Source organism: Sporocytophaga sp., from assembly GCF_017745095.1.
Lineage (GTDB): Bacteria > Bacteroidota > Bacteroidia > Cytophagales > Cytophagaceae > Sporocytophaga.
In genome coordinates, this window is record NZ_JAGHZZ010000003.1 from 438,828 (window position 1) to 459,243 (window position 20,416).

At 37.4% G+C, this 20,416-nt stretch carries 5 protein-coding genes; all 5 read right to left on the reverse strand.

Annotated elements, in window-relative coordinates; all coding sequences use genetic code 11:
• Position 1 precedes the first annotated feature (1 nt).
• Positions 2–6,247: a polyketide synthase gene (locus tag J7604_RS06865; protein ID WP_293893075.1), complete on the reverse strand. Its 6,246-nt coding sequence runs from the start codon at positions 6,245–6,247 to the stop codon at positions 2–4.
• A gap of 61 nt (positions 6,248–6,308) precedes the next feature.
• Positions 6,309–17,066 (reverse strand): beta-ketoacyl synthase N-terminal-like domain-containing protein, encoded by a 10,758-nt coding sequence (locus tag J7604_RS06870; RefSeq protein ID WP_293893078.1) that lies wholly within the window; start codon positions 17,064–17,066, stop codon positions 6,309–6,311.
• Between the two features lie 39 nt (positions 17,067–17,105).
• Positions 17,106–18,038, reverse strand: coding sequence for a hypothetical protein (locus tag J7604_RS06875; RefSeq protein WP_028981300.1), 933 nt, complete (start codon positions 18,036–18,038; stop codon positions 17,106–17,108).
• A 265-nt stretch (positions 18,039–18,303) separates the two neighbouring features.
• Entirely contained in the window at positions 18,304–19,020 is a 717-nt protein-coding gene (locus tag J7604_RS06880; RefSeq protein WP_293893084.1) for a hypothetical protein, read from the reverse strand.
• Positions 19,021–19,103: 83 nt separating this feature from the next.
• Positions 19,104–20,414 carry an FAD-dependent oxidoreductase gene (locus J7604_RS06885; protein ID WP_293893087.1) on the reverse strand — a complete coding sequence of 437 codons (1,311 nt, stop codon included), beginning with the start codon at positions 20,412–20,414 and terminating at the stop codon, positions 19,104–19,106.
• Between the last annotated feature and the right edge of the window lie 2 nt (positions 20,415–20,416).

The following is a 20,416-nucleotide window of genomic DNA, read 5'->3' on the forward strand; positions in this document are numbered from 1 at the left end:
TCTATCCTAAATTAACTGCTTCATCAATAGAAACTTCATTATTTAAAATACCTTCAATAACTTTCTTATAATAGGAGTCATCAAAAGGACTCTTACTTGTATTGGGACTCTCTTGAAAATTGAATGCACTTTCTATCTTGTTATACTTATCAGATTTGATATCATTTTCTAAAACCCTCGATTTGAACCCTTTCAACTTAACACAGATATTCCCTTGCAGATCACAGAGATCGATATCAATCTTCATTATTTTATCGTCAGGGCTACTGCCTGATGAATAGCGAACCCACGCAACCATCTCATTTTTACATGCTGAAATAATCTGTAAAGAATCTAAGGCGAATGGCAATATTGGCTTGTTGAGTCCTTCTTTAAGATCAGCAGTTAAACCAATTGAGGATTGTAAGGCACTATCCATCAAGCTCGGATGCAAATGATAATCGTTTTGATCCGCTTCAGCCACTGTTGGCAAATGTAAATATGCAACTACTTCTTTATCTCCAATGTTAATGTGTGATATACCTTGATGTGCAGGTCCATAGGTAAAGCCCATTCTCGTGAATACCTCATATATACTTCCAGAAACTAAAGCCCCTCGCTGTGCTTGTCTTTGCAGTTTATCTATATCAAGTTTTCCAGGAGTCACTTTACTGACAAAGACTGCCTCCCCCTGACAATGAAGGATCTCCTGATCTCCATCCTTAGTATAAACTTCAAAATTGATTGTCTCTTGCTGGCTACCGTTAATTTCATCTGCAAACAAAGCTATGGTTACTTCTTTATCTCCGTCGACTATTATTGGCTGCAACCAAACTGTATTTTGCAACTCCATGATACTTGACTTTGCTTTAACAGGTAAAGCATTCTCTATGGCAGCTCTGGCCATCTCCAGATAAGCCACTCCAGGAAGGACCTTTTGTCCATTCACCTGATGATCTTTTAGGAACAACTCTTTACCTGTAAATACTGAGGTATAGCTTTGTTCTCTGAAATTTGAAGTATTACTATGCAGCAAAGGGTGCAGAACAAATTTCAAAATTTCTTTTGTTGATATCGACGTCTGCTCTACAGAATCAATCCAGTATCTTTCTTTGGCAAACGGATATACTGGAAGTACTATTCGTTGTGATTTTCTATTTCCATATAGTTTATTCCAATCAAATTCCAAACCTTTAGTCCACAAGATCAGTAAATCTGGTAAGTTCTTTTGAGCGATATACTTTTCAACAATGACTTCCTTCGTTGATTCATCTTGAATGATGGCTTTTAAACCAACCTTATTGCCAGTAACCTTTCCCTGATAAGTGGCTGCAATATTTTCGTCATTATTAATATATGCCTTAAGTTTTTGAACCAGCTCAGATAAAGAACCTACAACAAAACCTAAACGCTCCTCCATCTCTTCTCTGCCCACTTGCAAAGTATAAGCAACACTTGTCAGATCTAGAGATTTATCTTTTTGAATAAATTTTAAGAGATCAATTGCTCTCTGCTTTAATTGTTCAGCATTTCTTGCTGATATCGGAATGATCACTTTCTCATTTTTAGAAATAACAGAGATTGCAGAATTGGATCTAACTGTAGATAAATATTCAGATAGCACTATGTGTGCATTTGTTCCGCTAAAGCCAAAGGCACTGATTGCAGCTCGACGCTTCTCCGTATTTCCAACCTTCCAATCGAGCAACCTGTCATTAACATAAAATGGACTATCATTTAATGAGATATGCTCATTCAGTTTACTATAATTAATTGTTGGAGGAAGTTGCTTGTGATTCAATGACTGAATTACTTTTATGAAGCTTGCAACTCCTGCTGCAGTTAAGCAATGACCAATGTTACTTTTCACTGAGCCCAAAGCGCAGTATTCTCTTTTCTGAGTATATTTACTAAAAGCCTGCTTTAATGCATCCACCTCAATAGGGTCTCCTAATTTGGTGCCTGTACCATGCGCCTCTATCAATTGAATTTGTTCAGGATCAATCTGAAATTTATCATATACTTCTTGCTCAAGACGGGTTTGTGATTCTGAGTTAGGTGCAGTAATACCATTTGTTTTACCATCCTGATTAACACCCCAACCTTGAATGACCCCAAGGATTATATCCTGATCTCTTTCCGCATCTGCAAGTCTTTTTAACATTACCACTCCTACACCTTCCCCAGGAACGAATCCATTTGCGCTTTGATCAAATGTATGACACTTCCCATCTTGCGATAGCATTCCCATTTGAGCGCATTTGATATGCACCTCAGGACCTGTCATAATATAAACACCTCCAGCAAGAGCAAGATCGCTATTTCCTGAAGTCAAGCTATCACAGGCATTGGCAATGGCAACCAATGAAGAAGAGCAAGCAGTTTCGATGGATAAACTCGGACCTTGTAAGTTCAAAAAGTAAGAGACTCTTCCAGCTAAAATAGAAGTATCACTACCTGTAAAACCCATAGCACTGATTGGCAAATCTTTTGATAACAAGCGATAGTCTCCCTGGCCACATCCCACAAATACTCCGCATTTTGAGCCTGAAAGTTTCTGAGGATTATATCCAGCATTTTCTATCGTATGCCAGCAAGCTTGTAAAAAAACACGCTGCTGAGGATCCATACTCTCCGCTTCTGTTGGAGATATATTAAAAAACAATGGATCAAACAGATCATACTCTTCCAGTGCTCCAGTCCATTTACTGTTTGTTTTCCCTGGCTTAGCTTCACCCTTTTGATAATAGTTATCAATATCCCAGCGTTTTGGAGAAATTTCACTGATACAGTTTTTACCCTGAGAAATATTCTGCCAAAACTCATCGAGATTGTTTGCCATAGGAAATTGACCCGCCATTCCAATCACCGCTATAGGTTGTAATTGATTCGACTGACGTGTTTCTTCAGCTTTAATTCTTAATGCAGGCTTATTGCTTCTCCAGGAAACAAGTTTTCTTGTTGCAACTTTTGTTGCTTCAATACTCTTCTCAACTGTAGAAATATTAATAGGTGTAGCCGCTTTGTCAACCACAGGCAGATTTGACAATGTACCCCTTCTCTCTGCTTCCTCTTTTACAAATCGACTGAGTTTAGTGATGGTCGGATAGCTATAAACCTTAATTGCATCTATCTTCGTTTTATACTTTTCATTGATCTTGCGAATGAAGGTAACTCCTGTAATAGAGTCCAAACCAAGATCAACAAACTGGGTATTCTCGTCTATTTCATGCTCCTGCATGTGCAACTCTGCGGACAAAAGCTTTTTGATACTTGCCGTAACTTCTGGCAAATTATCTTGCCCCTGAGATTGATCTTCATTTATTAATTCAACCTTCTGTTGGATGCGGAAATTTTGACCTGTAGAAACTGGTGCAGTTTGCACTGTCTTTCTAGACAATAGCAAATTCTTTTCAATTTCTTCCTTTAAAAATCGACTTAGCTTAGTCAGCGTGGGATAGCTATAAACTTTAATTGCATCTATTTTCGTTTTAAATCTATCATTGATCTTACGTACCAAAGTCACTCCAGTAATAGAGTCAAGACCCAGATCAACAAATTGTGTATTTTCATCAATTCCTTGCTCCTGCATGTGCAGTTCTTCCGCTAGCAATCTTTTAACCGATGCAGTGATTTCAGTCAAGTTAGCAAAGGTTGCAGGTATTTCATTGGTTAAAAAATTAGCCTGTAGGTTAGGTTGAGCAGCCTTAGTAACAGATAAATTTACTTCAGGTTTATTAGATAATGTACCCACTTTCTCCACCTCCTCTTTTACAAAGCGACTTAGTTTTGACAAGGTTGGATAACTATACACTTTAATTGCATCTATCCTTGTTTTATACTTCTCATTGATTTTACGAATGAAAGTAACTCCTGTGATTGAATCCAAACCAAGGTCAACAAACTGAATATTATCGTCGATATCATGCTCTTGCATGTGTAACTCATTTGCAAGGAGATTTTTAATGCTTGCTGCAACTGAAGAAAGGTTATCAATGTTCTTATTTAAAGTTGAGACAGTTAATTCTTTAAGTATAGTCTTTTCAGTATCATTTACCTGAGAATTCTGTGAAGATTGCTCTTGAATAAAATTATCTTCAATCTGCTTTAATGTTTCGACATGGCCAACAAAGGTTTTCTCATGCATAGAGAGTTCAAGTTCGTAAGTTTCCTCAAGTGGAGCCCAAAGATGCTGAGTCAACTGATGCTTTAATGCTATTAAGCTACTTCTGGATCTAGTTGTGATATTTCTTGCTATGTCCATAGCTTCCTGATATATCTTTTCTCTAGCTATAAAAGTCATCACAAGACCTCGCTCCTTTAACTCTTTACCAGAATATTCTTGAGCAGTGAGCAATGTTTCTCTTGTCAGATCATATCCGATTTTCTCAGGATAAATAAAAGTTGCGCCTGCTCCGGGAGTAAATCCGTAATTCATATACGGACTAAAATATTTGCTTTCCTCACTGAACAGAACCAAATCAGCAAACATTCCAAGATTCCACCCTCCACCAATACCATGGCCTTGCATAGCTGCAATTACAGGTATCCTGCATGTCATTGCAATTTGAAAAATTCTGTTATCGGTAAATTTTGATTTTCCTTCCTGAATGTCCAGTAAATTTTCCTTTGTTCCACCCGAAGAAAAATAATTATCATAGCCTATGAGAACAACGGCTTTATAAGTTGTAGATTTTTCTACATGCTCAAACACTTCGTTCATCCCTTCTATGAAAGCTCCGGAAAACATATTCTTCGCTTCACGATCTTCCATTTTCACAACAAGTATACCTTCAGGATGAGCTGTTGCAGATATAACCTTTGACTTAATAGATATTATAAAAGGTGAAGCTGGAAGCAATTCACTGTCAACCTCTTTAGGTTCAGACCATGCAGGTAGATTTTTAATCTTCTCCCGAATATCTATAGCATTCTCCTTTTTCCACCTCGTCAAGGTTTCCAATGGATACTTACCCCAATAATCTCCAAGTTGCAAAGCCGCATTTAAGGTATCGTCATTATTCGAAGCCCTGGTAACTCCTGTAATCTTCTGTAGTTCTAAGCCAGAAAAACCTTTAGCAGTTATTAATATTTCATTTCCAGAATAATTACCAAAACGCTTTGAAAAAATAACTCCTGCTTGCTTGGAAAGCTCCGAGTTCTGAAAGATGCCTTTGGCAGAATAATTAGCCCTTGTGTTATATATGCAGGCATCACAAAATAAACTTACAAACCATGCAACACCATTTGTATTTGAATTCAACACTGCAATAACTGGAATAGAGCTTTCAAGAATAAGATTTTGTAAATCCAGAACTTCATTAACTGCAACCTCCGATCCTGTCCCTGGTATAAAATCACCATGCCCACTAGTAAGAACAATAGATTTATAATGTGAAGTCTTATTAACCTGATTAAATATATTTCTTAAATCTGCAACTAATGCTTTAACGCCATATTCTTTTCCTTCAGCACACATTGTTATCACCAAAACATTTCCTTGGTGCTCCAACTCTATATATTTAGCAGGAGAGGTAATCTCCTCCTGAGCCATATTTTGTTTACTATAATTGACTAATGGATCAACAAGAGTCAACCCCTCAGTCTTCCTGACAATGGACCTCGATAAATGTTGCTTCAACAGACTAAGAGACTCTTCAGATTTTGTAGCGAGATTTGCAGCCAATTGCTGAGCATAAGCCTCTACTTGATCAGAAGAGAGAATTGGACATGCCCATCCTTTTCCTTTGAGTTGGTTACCATTTGAAGATTCCGAGGCATATAAAAAATCCGTCGCTAAAAGCTTACCGAAACGTTCCTCATATAGTTGATACTCTGTTAACGTTGGAAATATTCCGTCTTGCAGACTTGTATAATAGTAGTTTCCATTTGTACTGCAAATCATAAAGTCGCACAAGGCACCAACCAGAAAACCTGCACCAGTCGCATCCCCTTGCATTGCTGCTATAACTGGAAATGGAATTGACACAATCGATTGAAATAATTTGTGCTCAATGGCAAGATTATATGCTCTTCTATCACCAGTCAAAAAGCCAGTAGGTGTTCCAGTAAGGATTAGTGCTTTAACCGATGGTTTATTTTGAACTTCACTAATCAACTCTTTCAACTGCTCTATTAAATCCTTCGAAAGTGTATTGTTATTAGGAGCTTTTATTTGAATTGAATATACGCCATATCCTAAATCAGATAAGGCGACTAAAGGTGGAGTATTTATATTGCTTTCTTGGTTTGATGGTTCAAAAGTCATATTCTTTCTCGTAAAGAAGTTTCAAAAGCTAAACTATCTGTATTCCTGCACTGAGGGTTTACTAAAAAATATCCGAAAGTGTAACTGACGCTTTGCTCGAGGCGGAAGGCTCAATTTCCTTTGATCCTAGATCATTCAAAGTAACTAACAAACTACTGGCTAGCTCATTTAATTGTACCTGCTTGTTCAATTTTTCTTGTTGGATATTGAAAGAAATTTCCTTTGATGCAAGCTGGATAGATTTAGGAGTTGGTAGTGCCATTGATGACATTATCTGCTCCTGACCATTTCCTAATTGACTAAGTAGGTCTCGCTGGTATGTGAGGCCTCGCATCGTTACACATATATTTCCTTGTTGATCAAAAAGATCAATATCTAATTTGATCATTACATCATCCTCAACGCTCTCTTGAGAATATCCCACCCAGACAACCATCTCTTTGCTACAATTGGCCAGAATGGATAGCGAATCTAAAGCAAAAAGGTATGATGACTGACTTAGATTTTTAGAAGAACCTCCTATGAATCCACTTGCTACTTTTAAGGCACTATTCATCAGGGTTGGATGCAGCGCATATTCACTCAAGTTATTTTCAAAATTGAGAGGTAATTGGATGATAATCGAAGATCCATTAGTTCTTTGCTTAACAGTAAGAATATCTTTTACCTGCTTAGTAAGGAAAATAGCTTGTCCTTGACAGTGGATAATTTCTTCTTTATTGTCCAGACTATAAATTTCAAAGTCAACCTGATCCATCTCTTTTGCAAACAATGCTATAGTTACTTCTTTGTTATCTCCAGCTATAAATGGTTCTCCCCAAGCTATATTATGGAGCTCCAGAATACTTGACTCCAGACCATGAGGCATTGCTTTTTCTATTGCCACCCTTGCCATCTCCAGATATGCAGCAGGTGAAAGAATTTTTTGAACTGCATTTTTTGCAGTGTTTACTTTAAAATCTTCAAAGAAAAATTCTTTGCCGTTAAATGTTGAGCTATAGCTTTGCTGCAATAAATCTGAAGTATTCACCTGTAACAAAGGATGAATAACGGCAGATGCAACAGCCTTGGCAACCTGTTGCGGTGTATCTGCCGTATCAATCCAGTAACGTTCTCTTGCAAACGGATAGGTAGGAAGACTGATACGCTCGGGCTTTATTTCTCCGTAAAACTTACTCCAATCCAGATTCAATCCTTTAACCCATAGATCAAATAATTTTGAATACTTTCCGCCTGCTATCCATTTATCAATTGCATCTCTTAGATCAGAATCAGTGCTAAATAAGGACAAGGTATCTTTGTTATCTTTAACTTGTCCACGATATATATCTTCAATATCCTGCTCGCCATTAAGATATGCCTGAAGTTTGATCAACAATTCATCTGCAGTGGAGACCATAAATCCAACCCGCTCATCCATAGCAACCCTTCCAACTTGTAAAGTATATGCCACTGAGTCTAATTGAAGGTCCTTTTTAGAATCACGAATATACTCTGCTAAATCATAGGCCTTTTGCTTTAATTGTTCTGATGTTCTCGCAGACAAAGGAATGAAGACCTTATCATTCTTTTCGTTGGAAACATTAGAATGACTTGTTCCTTTTGATGAGATATACTCCTGAACTATTAGGTGAGCATTTGCTCCACCTGCTCCAAATGATGAAATTCCAGCAGTACGAGGTATTTCCTTAATAATTCCGTTTTTATTTTGTAATGGGCGCTGCCATTTCTCCAAACTCTTCTGCACTTTAAACGGAGTCTGACTGAAATCAATCTCCGGATTAGGGACATTGGAATGAAGTGAAGGTACTAGTTCCTGATACTTAAGCTGAAGTAATACCTTAGTTAATCCGGCAATACCTGCAGCTGATTCACCATGACCAATGTTTGATTTTACAGATCCTATAGAACAAAACTGATTTTTATTTGTGGTCTCTTTAAAACTACGGGTTAAGCTGGAAATCTCGATGGGATCTCCCAGCGCTGTACCTGTCCCATGTGCTTCAATGTAACTAATCTCTTCTGCAACCATGTTGGAGCGTTCCAAAGCTTTGGAGACCACTGCAGCCTGAGCTTTAGGATTCGGAACTGTATATCCGTTTGTCCTTCCACCCGCATTGATAGCACTTCCTTTTATGACTCCATATATATGATCTCCATCCTTTTCTGCCTGATGTAAAGGTTTTAGAATAACAACCCCAACACCTTCAGAGTCGACAAAACCATCAGCCTGATCACCAAATGCTTTGCATTGATTGCTTGTCGATAACATGGTCATCTCTGACAGACCTGTATAATGCACTGGATCTATAATCAGATTGACACCTCCTGCAATTGCACAAGTGGTCAAACCACTATACATGCTTTCCAATGCCATGTGAATAGCTGTTAGGGAGGCTGAACATGCGGTATCTACTGCTAAAGAAGGACCTTGGAAATTTAAAAGATATGATACTCTGTTGGCGATAGAATAATGAAAAGGTTGAGCTGTATACCTTGCATTCATTACACCTGCAAATACTCCGATTTTCTCAATATCACCTAAACCTTCAGGAGTATAACCAGCATCTTCTATTGCATGGTAAGCGGCTTCCAGGAATAATCTTTCCTGAGGATCCATACGTTTCGCCTCTTTGGGAGAAATTTTAAAAAACAATGGGTCAAATTTGTCTATGTCGTTTATGAAACCACCCCACTTAGTATAAATTTTCCCAGGCTTTCCTTTCTCCGGATCAAAATAATCTTCCCAATTCCAACGGTCTTTAGGGATTTCAGTAATACAGTTTAATCCCTTAGATAAATTCAACCAGAATTCATTCAGGTTCTTTGATTGAGGATATCTTCCGCTTACACCTACAATTGCAACATCAAAAATCGATGGAGTAAATTTTGCAGTCTGAGCCATCGGAAAAGAATTTTGACGACCTCTCCTTAATACCTGTGTTGATTTTGTTTCTACAACAACCTTGTGTTCATGCACATTAATCTCCTCAGCAGGTTTTGATAACTTCAGAGACTCAATAGTATTAATTGCACTGGCAGTTATTTCAAGTAATATATCTTTTTTGTTTTCTATAAAATAATCTACCAGCCCATCGACAGTCTGCACTTCAAAAAACAAAGTGCTCGTAATATCAGGGAATATTTTCCGAAGTTTATTAGTAAGTTGAACAACCAAAATGGAATCGAGGCCATATTCCGAGAGTGGTTGATATGGGTTTATCTGTCCAGCACTCATTCTCAAAGTCTCCGCAACCAACTTTTGAAAATAAGGAATACACTTATCTCTCAATGATTCAGAATGGCTGCCAGAATCTTTCTTTATTTTTACTACCTCTGTTATGTTAGCTAAGGCAGGCTTATTATGAATAATTACAGGTTTTGGTTCTTGAATATTGATCTGTTGTCTTACAACACCATCGCTACTTGCAGCTATGATCTGCTGACCAAATCCATGAACATCCGCAGCTGGAAAGAATGTTAATTTAAATCCCTCTCCATACAAAACTTCCAGCCATTTCTCTGGTGTCAAGGCAGGGCTGCCTGGCAAACGTAATGCTGCATCCTCATACAACCACCATCCGTCAAGCAATCCAAAGGTAAGGTGGGTAAACAGCGACCATGTGCTTATTTCATTAAGCAAAATAACACCCTGATTTTTTAATACTGCCTTTGCATTTCGCAAAGTCTTTCTGATATTATTTGTTGCATGCAACACATTGGTAGCAATTACCAAATCATAATGATCCGCTTGAATTGTTTGCGACTGTTGTGATAAAGGTTTGGAAATATCGAATAATGCAGTAGTCAACGCTGGAAACTGAGGTTGATAATGTTCTTCCGCATGAAGTAAAAAAGCCTTTGATAGATCCGTGTAACAATACTCTTCAACAAAATCACCAAACTCTTTTAACATAGGTAATAATCTTGCTGTTGTACCGCCTGTACCAGCCCCGATTTCAAGAATACGGAATTTGCTCCCTTTGTCTGCCTGGTACTTTTGTTTAATGAATGCCCTCAGTGTTTCTGCCAGCACCTGATTGTAATAATCTGCAACTACGTTCTTCTTGTAAATCCCTTCTACCAATTCCATGGAAGAATTCGGAAACATAACGTCTGTCGCTGGCTGTTTGCCCCTCAAAATATTCGGTAATGCCTTCAGACATGCTTCCAATAAGGTTATATGAGCCTTAAGATCCGGGTTAGCAATCCATGCTGATTTTTTACTTTCCCACTCCGCCCATGCCTCCTCAAGCTTTTTGATTTTATTAACAGTCAAATTCGCATTTAATAAGCCTTGCTGTTGTAAATGATCAATGGTGGACACCAGCCATTTTTCATAAAAAGGTGCAGGCTGCTTTTCTGAAAGCAACTCACACATTTTATAAATTCCGTCTTTGAATAGCCCCAACGAAACCAAACTCGATATCAAAATTTCTGATATCAAAGCTTCCATTTCTGATGTAAACATCCCTGACTTCAGGGCATTAGGATTTATGGATGGTTTATCTATAATTACTCTAGCTTTTGATAAATTAAGAGTTGTTGATGTAGGATAAAAACTTACTGACTCTGAAACATTGAGATCTTCAAGAGCCTGTGCATTGAGAGTTTTATGTAATATCATCTGGCTCACTTCAGAACCAACCAGATTTTGCAAGGCTTCCATGCCTTCATCAGATTCAATTGATCCAATTCCCTTTTGAATCATTCTCTTCCTATAGGACTCATCCGTAACGATCCCCGCAATTCCCCAATAACCCCAGTTCACAATTTTTACCGGATAGACATGAGTCTCTTGCAGGTGAAGAGCATAACTGTCTTTGAATGTGCAACCTGCAGCATAGTTGGATTGGCCAGCAGATTTATTAAAGGACATCAGAGAAGAAAAGAAAAGCATAAAGTCGAGATCCTGACTGCCAAATACCTTTTCCATGTTTATACTTACGTCAACTTTGGCTGATAGGCTGGCTCTGAACCTAGATTCTTCCATCTGGGTTATGCTCTGATCTTGCAGCACAATAGCCGAATGGATAACTCCATGAATTTTTGGATGAACTTTCAGAATCATTTCCAATGCATGCTCTAAAGCTTCTGACTTTGTGGCATCAGCTGATATATAAAGGGGTGCGTCGCCCAACAAGCTTAATGACCTGATTTTATCTTCTATTGAAGAATTATATTCTTGTCTACCAATCCAGATAATTCTTGCCTGATATTGTTCGATCATATATCTGCTCCACACTTCTCCAACACCTCCAGCACCTCCAATAACCACATATACACCTCTTTGCTTGTATGTTGAAGTAACTTTCGGAATAGTTCCTACATGTGCCAACTCTTGCTTAAACCATTCCCCATTTCTGTGCGCCAGACCATTTCCTTCTTTATCAAAAGGTAATGACAAACATTCTTCAGAAGACAAAGATTGAAGTGAATCCACGTCAAGCAATCGTATATTCCAATGGAGATATTCTTTAGCCAAACTACCTACTAAACCGAATATTCCAGCATGAGTAGGTCTAATGAGATCATCATTCCTTACTTTCTGAGTTTTACCGATGATGATTGTCCAATGAAGCTCATTTTCTGCATATCCTAGCTTTAATAAGGCTTTTATAATCCTGAATACTGCTAATACTCCATCTTCTTGCTTATCTATTATATTTATATCAGCCTCATTAATTTGATCACTTCCAGGAGAAACATCTGGTGCAATCCAAAGTAAATGATCAAAAGAAGATTCTTTTAGTTTAGCTTGAATCGTTTCAATAGATGAACCTGAAGACAATTGAATAAGGAGAGCTTTTGGATAGGATTTTTGCAACCAGCTCAACTGATCTTCAGTTCCTCCTAATAGAAGTATTTTTCCAGATTCAGGAAGATTATTCCTAGTAAGTGCCCCAATCAATAGCGGATTCCACACCGGGATTAAATGCTGCAACCCATCTTTAATTTCCTGACCTTTCTGAATTACTTCTTTCTTGTCAACTCCAAACCCACTTTCCGCAACTCTTGTAGAAAATCCCTTCATCTGCACGCAAACTTTTCCACTCAGATCGCAAAGATCAATATCATATTTAAGAACAGAATCTTCAGGCTTGCTGTCCGGCGAAAAACGTATCCAAGCTAATACTTCTGCAGGACATTCAGATATGATCTGAATAGACTCAAGGGCAAATGGCATTGGAGGATTATTACCCAGCTTATTCAGATCGTCTACTAAGCAAATTGAAGCTTGTAATGCACTATCCATTAAACTTGGATGGAGCAGATAACTATTTTGGCTTGCCTCAACAACACTCGGTATACGAAGTAGGGCTAGTGCTTGATTGTCCCTTTTATAAACAGAAATTATTCCTCTATGAGATGGCCCATAGATGATACCCATTTGGTTAAAGGCCGCATATAACCTTGGCACGTCTAACGAGTCATATCCAATCTCTTCTTTGAGAAGTTCTATATCTATTGAAGCCTGTGCTGGTTTATTAATGAATACCGCTTGACCCTGACAATGAACTATTCTTTGCTCATCTTCCTGAGTGCAAATTTCATATTCTATCTCTTCGCTTAATCCATTATCTGAAACATTTGGATGCAAGGCTATTTTAACTCGACTATTCGTTGTTACTATAACAGGTTGAATCCAAACTGTATTTCGTAACTCTATGATAGTTGATTCAGAATAGTTTGGCATAGATTGCTCTATCGCAGCCCGAGCCATTTCCAGGTAAGCCACTCCTGGCAAGACTTTTCGCTCCGTATGACCACCAATTTTTAACTTATGATCTTTAAGAAAAAATTCATCTCCGCTAAATACTGTACTAAAACTCTGTTCGGCAAAGCTTGAAGTGTTTATATGTAATAATGGGTGAAGCTTGGTTACTTTATCTTCAAATGAGGCCTCTTGAATATTTGATTCTATTATCCAATAACGGTCTTTAGCAAAAGGATATGTCGGTAATGATATTCGACGGGGATTTAAATTGCTATATAGCTTGCTCCAATCAAAGACAAATCCTTTCACCCAAAGGTCCAAAAGCTTACCGTATTTTTTCTTATCAACCCAAGATTCGATAGCGTTTGCTATATCCTCATCCACCACAAATTCTACTAACGCATTTTTTCCACGAGCTACCTGTCCACGATATAAGTTGTTTATTTCGCATTTCCCATCGATGAATTCCAGCAATTTCTCTTTAAGCTCCTGAACTGATTCAGCTACAATGCCTAATCGCTCATCCATCGCTTCTCTGCCTGTCTGTAAGGTATATGCGATATTTATTAAATCCTCATTATGTTTCTCGTTGCTTAACCAGTTCAATAAATGTTGAGCCTGATCTTTCAACCGTTCATTATCCCTGGCAGATAGAACGATCATAACAGGTTCATCTGAAGTTATTGGAAGTTTTGCGTCGTCTGCTTTCTCAGATATATATTCCTCGATAATCACATGAGCATTAGAACCTCCAAAGCCAAATGAGCTTATTCCCGCTCTTAATGGTAATTCTGAACCATCTATGTTTTTTAATCGATCCCATTTATAATGCTTATCAGCAACATAAAACGGACTGTTTTGGAGTGTTATATATGGATTGAGTTGCTTAAAATGAAGTACTGCGGGAATTGTTTTATGTCTGATGGCTAACAATACTTTGATTAGTCCTGCTATTCCTGCTGCTGATTCACAATGCCCTATATTCGTTTTAACAGATCCAAGTGCACAATATTCCCCAATTTTATTATCCCCCAATTCTAGAAAAGCATCCTTAAGAGCCTGTATTTCGATCGGATCGCCTAATGCAGTCCCTGTTCCATGTGTTTCAATATAACCCACACTCCAGGTTGGTATATTTGACTTCTTGTAAGCAGTTTTAATAAGTTGTTTTTGAGCTGCAAGATTCGGTGCGCGCAAAGAGTTGGATTGACCATCATGATTAATTTCAGCAGCTTTGATTACACCATAAATTGTATCCCCATCAGCCTTTGCCTGAATGACTGGCTTCAATAGTATTGCTCCATAACCTTCTGCCCGAACAAATCCATTAGCACTCTGATCAAAAGTTTTACAGCGGCCATCATCAGACAACATGCCTCCTTTATTGGTAGCACAATAAACTCGAGAAGCAAGCAGTAGATTAACTCCTCCCGCAACAGCCAAATTACATTCTCCTTTAGATATTGCTTCTACTGCATGGTGCACTGCAACAAGAGAACTTGAACAAGCGGTATTAATAACCTCACTTGGGCCATGAAAATCCAAAAATCGAGAGACACGATTGGCAATCATGCTAATATGAAGTCCTGAATCCAGGAAAGCGCCATATGTCTCCATAAGTCCTGGCTGGCGAGAAACCAACTCTGCATAATCATTGGTATGAACGCCAATAAATAGACCTATCTGCTTATCAGACAACTGGCGTGGATTATATCCTCCATCTTCAATAACACTCCAAGTAAGCTCAAGTACTTTTCTTTGCTGAGGATCCATACTTTCGGCTTCCAATGTAGAAATATGGAAAAACGAAGCATCAAATGCATCTGCATCCTTTATAAATCCTCCCCATTTAGGTAGAGAATCCTCTGTATTCCCTCGTGATTTTTCGTAATCCTTAATGATACTCGGCCTATCTGATATTGGGCTAATGCAATCCTTTTGTTGCATTAAGTTATTCCAAAAAGAATCTACATCTGTTGCATCTCCAGGGAAATGACAACTAATACCAATTATGGCAATTTCATTATCCCCATTATTTGAAGGATAATTATCACTGTTTTCTTTTGTGTTACTTTGATAATGAGCATCCTGAAAATCTCTACTCTGCTTGAAGATATAGTTACTTAAAGCAGTAAAATCTTTAAACTCATATAGCATAACAGGATTGAATTCAATATTAAAAAATTCCTCAATCCGTTTTGCCACCTGTATATATTGAATGGAGTTAAGTCCTAGTTCATTAAACGATTTAGCTTCTTCCAATATATCAATATCACTGTGAAGTACTTTTACAAAGACCTCTTTTTTCAGTATTTCCAGTAAGCTCTTGTCTGTAGGTGAAGGAATCTCCTTGGCTTCCATAGATGCTCCTGTATTTTGTCTCCTGTACTTGTATAGAAGATTAAGTTGTTGATTGACATAATCGTTACAGCATGCCTTTCTACGAATTTTTCCACTTCCTGTGCGGGGGATACCACCTTTCCGCACCAAGACAATATCATAGATCTTTAACTGATAGGCATGTGAAACGGCGCTTAAGATCTCTTTTGCAATTCTTTTATAATCCGATTCACTTTGTTCATTTTCAAGTTCTTGAACTACAATTACACGCTCTTCCTGATCTATTTCACAAGAGAAGACAGCAGTAGGCAGAATTAAATATGGAAGGTTATTTTTAATTGTCCATTCAATATCAACAGGATGATAATTCTTTCCATGAATAATGATGACCTCTTTCTCTCGACCAACAATATAAAGTTGCCTATTTTTAATAAACCCTAAATCTCCTGTTCGTAAAAATTTATCTTTTGTATTGCCCTTGAGACTTGCGCCAAATATATCTTCCGTCTCTTTTCTTCTGTTATAATATCCTTGGCCGATAGCTGGAGATTTAATCCATATCTCGCCGACTTCTTCTGTTGAACAAGGTGTATGATTTTCTGGATGTACAATTTGTATTTCGACTTCTGTACCAATCTCTCCACAACTAGTAAGTGATTTTGCTTTATCACTCGAATCAGAAATTTTAACCTTTCCCTCTTGCAGACTGGAGATATCTAATGACAAAATCTGCATTGACTTTCCAGGTGTCTTTGTTACAACAGTACCCATTTCAGATAAGCCATATATTGGTGCAAAAACATTCCTTTTAAGTCCAAGCGATTGGAACTTATTATAAAAGTTTTCACAAGATTGTGTATGAATCGGTTCTCCACCGCTTAAAATAAATTGCAGTGATTCCAATGAAATACCTTTAAGAGTATTACCATCAATTGAATTGCAGCAATAATCAAAGGCAAAGTTTGGAGCACCTGTATGTGAAGCTTTGTAGCGACTGATTGCCATTAACCAATCCTGTGGATTCTTGACAAAATTACCAGGGGCTTGAATAACACTTGTCGCGCCTTTTAACAGTGGAGAGAAGATATTCAAATCCTGTGCAAAGCTATGGTATTGTGGCAGCCAAGTTACGATGCAACTCTCATGATTCATTTGCCATTGATTGGCTGAGACCAAAGCTCGGACCTTTAAGTTGTAGTGACTTATCATCACTCCTTTAGGCTGGGAAGTAGATCCGGAAGTATAAAGTAAAATCGCTGTATCACCAGGTAGCTGCGACCTCTCTTGACAATCAGCCGCATCAATTGGGGCCAAATCATGAGCATTCAATATTTCAATTGAATTGAATTCAGCTTGACCTTTTAGAAACTCCTGAGAATAGGCATCGGTAATAATGCATTTAGCCTGAGAGTCCTTCAGAATTGAAGTGACCTTATCGATTACCTCATCCGCTCTTAAAACATCAGAAACAGGAATAGGTACTGCCACCACATTTGCATAAAAACATGCCAGCAAAGAATAAATATATTCCAGTCCTTGAGGCATAATAATAAGTGCCTTCTCTTGCGAAGCTAATTTCATTTGTAAAATATTCCCAAGGATTGTCGCCTTATGAGCCAACATTTTACCAGTAAGGAAATCAGCAGCAACATTCCCTTTTTCAAAAATGAATAGTTTCTTTTCTGGGAAATGATTTTCGCAGAGTTCTAAAAATGATTCGGTAGGAATATCAAGAATATTATTCAGCTCACCTCTTTTCATGGACAACTCCTCTTTTTGATGTTTATATTACCGGGTATTTTACTTTGTTTTTTTGCTACAAATTCCTTCAATCTCCAGAACTAATTCTTTTCTGCATATATCAGTATTTACATAAGATATCCTGCAGGTATCTGGTGCTACTTTGTTAACCTCAGATTCAATAAGTGCTTTGTCTTTTTCATACTTATAGTAAACCCTTAAGAAAATCAGATCATCAAATCCGAATTCATAATCCAATCCATAGCCTTTAAGATTTGAGCCATTGATAAGCATGTGAATATTTTTAAATGTTTGCTTAATCTGAGCAACAATATTATCAGCAAAGGCAGTATCTTCATTAACAACACTGGCGGTTCCAGAGATGAAAAGCAACGTTTCATTTTTCAACTCACATACACTTCCTCTGGAGAATACAGGAGGAAGTTTCCCATACTTCAATGAATATTGATAGGCCGGAATCTGAAGTTTATTTTCAAAAAATAAACTAGGTGCATCAGAAGCGAAAAATTCAATAGAAAGAAAATTATCAAGTGCTCCAACAGCAGATGCTGCAGGGATTTGCCAATCCTCCATATCTTCACCATATCGTTCTTGAAATGCTTTATACCTGCCCGCATTAAAGCATCTGTACACCTCGATATCAGGAGCTGATTGATCCATATTCTGTACAATCAATGGCACATAATTCCATATTCTCACAAATTGGAATCCTGGATAAAGAGAAAGAAAATCAAACATTTCCTTGTATAGAGAGAATGTTATGATCTCCAATTGATGCCCATTGGGACTTCCATCTGTCTCAGGAATTATTTGTGGTTGTAGTGTTCCATAAATACCTTCTTCAGATTTACGAAATGTGATTCTACCCTTTTTGTATTCCTTAACGTCTTCTGGACGATCTGAAAACAAAGCATCAACCATGCTGTCACCACAGTGAGTTAATTCAAACAAATTCTTATTAATTGTTTCCATTTTAAAAATATTTTTTATTGAAAGATTTTAAACTTTAGCAAAGAATTACAGTTGATATACATATATGCAGACCAATTGAAACAAGGCAAATTGAGAATTTCAATCACATACATTTTATTGAAATATATTTTAATTTTTATCCCAATAGCGGCATATATGCTCATCAGGATGTTTTCAGAAGGAGCAAAAGAGGTTCATAACTGGTTACAAGGAATAACCATCGAATACACTTAAGTAGTAGTAAAAAAAGATAATTAAGAGTTATCTATTCATCAAATTCTTTTATATACGCCACCTTTGCATTCTTATACTTCTCCATTTTCATAATTCTTTTTAAATCAGCCATCATCTGATAAAGCATAGGTGCTGCTCCTATATTCTTGAGCACGTAAGGTACAGATCCTCCAAGATCAAATTCATTTTTGAAGTCAACTTCAATCTCTCCATTTGCTAATGGAGTAAATGTATAATTGTTATGCATGTGCTCAATACGGATATAACCTTCACTTGGCGGTGTCTTATTTGGAGCCGCCATTACATTTACTTCTACAGTCTTGCTTTGTGAATTTTGAAAGCGTTGCATAAATGTAAAAATTTCTCTATCAGCAAAAGGGAAAGGCATATCTTGTTTGAAACCTACAAAAGCACTGTAATACCCAGGAGCTGATATTGGGTCTAACACAGTTATTTTTGAACTATCCATACCAATATCTGACCATGACTTAGTATCTTCAATTATCTTCACTAGGCCAGCCATTGTACATTGAACACGGAAATTTGCTCTACACTTTAACAAGCAGTTTCCCGGAGTCTTCATACTCCAAATCTTTATACCTTCTTCTTCTTTCACCAGCTCCCATTGATTGGAGCCGGTGTTCAACCAAACAATATGTGCTATGATTGAAATGAAGGTGATACCTAATATTACTATAGATGAGATCCTTAATACCTTTTTAAATCTCTTCGGTTTATTTTCTGTCATGGTACTAGTTTTTATCTTCCTAACTTTTGAAATAATGTTTAACTATCAAAAGCACTGAATGCTCCATATTTGTAAGCTACCGCTTATTGATTGAATTCTTTTTCAACTATTTCTCTTGGTGACTTTTCACCTTTAGTTGAAACGAATAAATGCTTAGCTAAATACTTTGATAAACAAACAAGAGTAAGTGTAGGAGTTACTTTCATATCTTCAGAAAGTAGTGAAGCATCACAAACATATAAATTCCTAAATTTTGTTTGCAGTGTAGAGTCCACATGCTCATTGATCCTTATAACCCCACCTGGCGCACTCGCACTGATCCCTCCTTTAAAAATATTTTTTGCTCCAGCATTCTTTAATATTCTCTTTGCAGCCTCTTCACCCTTTTTAAACTTCTTAATTTCATCATCAGTTAATCTCTTATTAAAGATCCCGTTTTCTTTAAGTTCACCACTCATAGTATCATGCAACATCACGCCCATGCAGATCGTTTTAGCATGACCATTTAGATTCAACAATTTGAAATTTTGCAACATCAGCATTTTGAATAAGGTACTAGACATATTTGTATCTCCTAACTCAGCTCCTTCCTCAAATTCAGCACCCATACTTCCTACAAAGCTTTCTTTACCTTTTAATCCAGGAACAATTCCGAACATTAAAAAACCTGGCTTACAATAGAAGCCACGATTAACAACATCATGAACACCACTATCACGAAGAATTTTTGGTGAAGCTATCGAACCTGCAGCTAAAACAATTTTGGCACCATATGCTCTGAATACATTGGATTTTATCTTGTACTCAACACCAATTGCTTCCTTATTCTCTACAAGTATTTTGGTGACTTTAGCTTGATTTGTTAATGTTGCTCCAGCTCTTACTGCTTCTTCGACAAATACTTTAGCTTTCCATTTTGCATCATAAGAGTACCCTGAAGTACATTTTGATCTATCAAGCATTATAAGATTCTTCTTACAATTGTATCCCAACTCCCCCATACTTTGTCTCAATCTTAATGACTGAGGAGTTAGTAACTCATCGGGAAATTCTATAAGAGGTAATTCCTTTTTAACTTCTTCCAATTCATCATAAAGCTCTATTCCTAATGACAAAAATGTATCTAAAGGAGGCATCTTGCTTACTGCAAAATAAAGTGCTGTAGATCCTCCAGTAGTGATTGCCCTTAGTGCTTTCATATTACTTGCCACAGGAACTTCATTAGCAATAGGAGCAATACCGGAAAAAGTTTCTTTCAAGACCTGATTCCCTCCTTGTTCCAGAATTAAAACCTTTTTTCCTTGTTTGGTTAATTCTTTTGCGAGTGTAGCACCACAGGTCCCTGACCCAATAATGATTACATCAAATGAGTTTTGTTTTGTTGCATTATTCATGA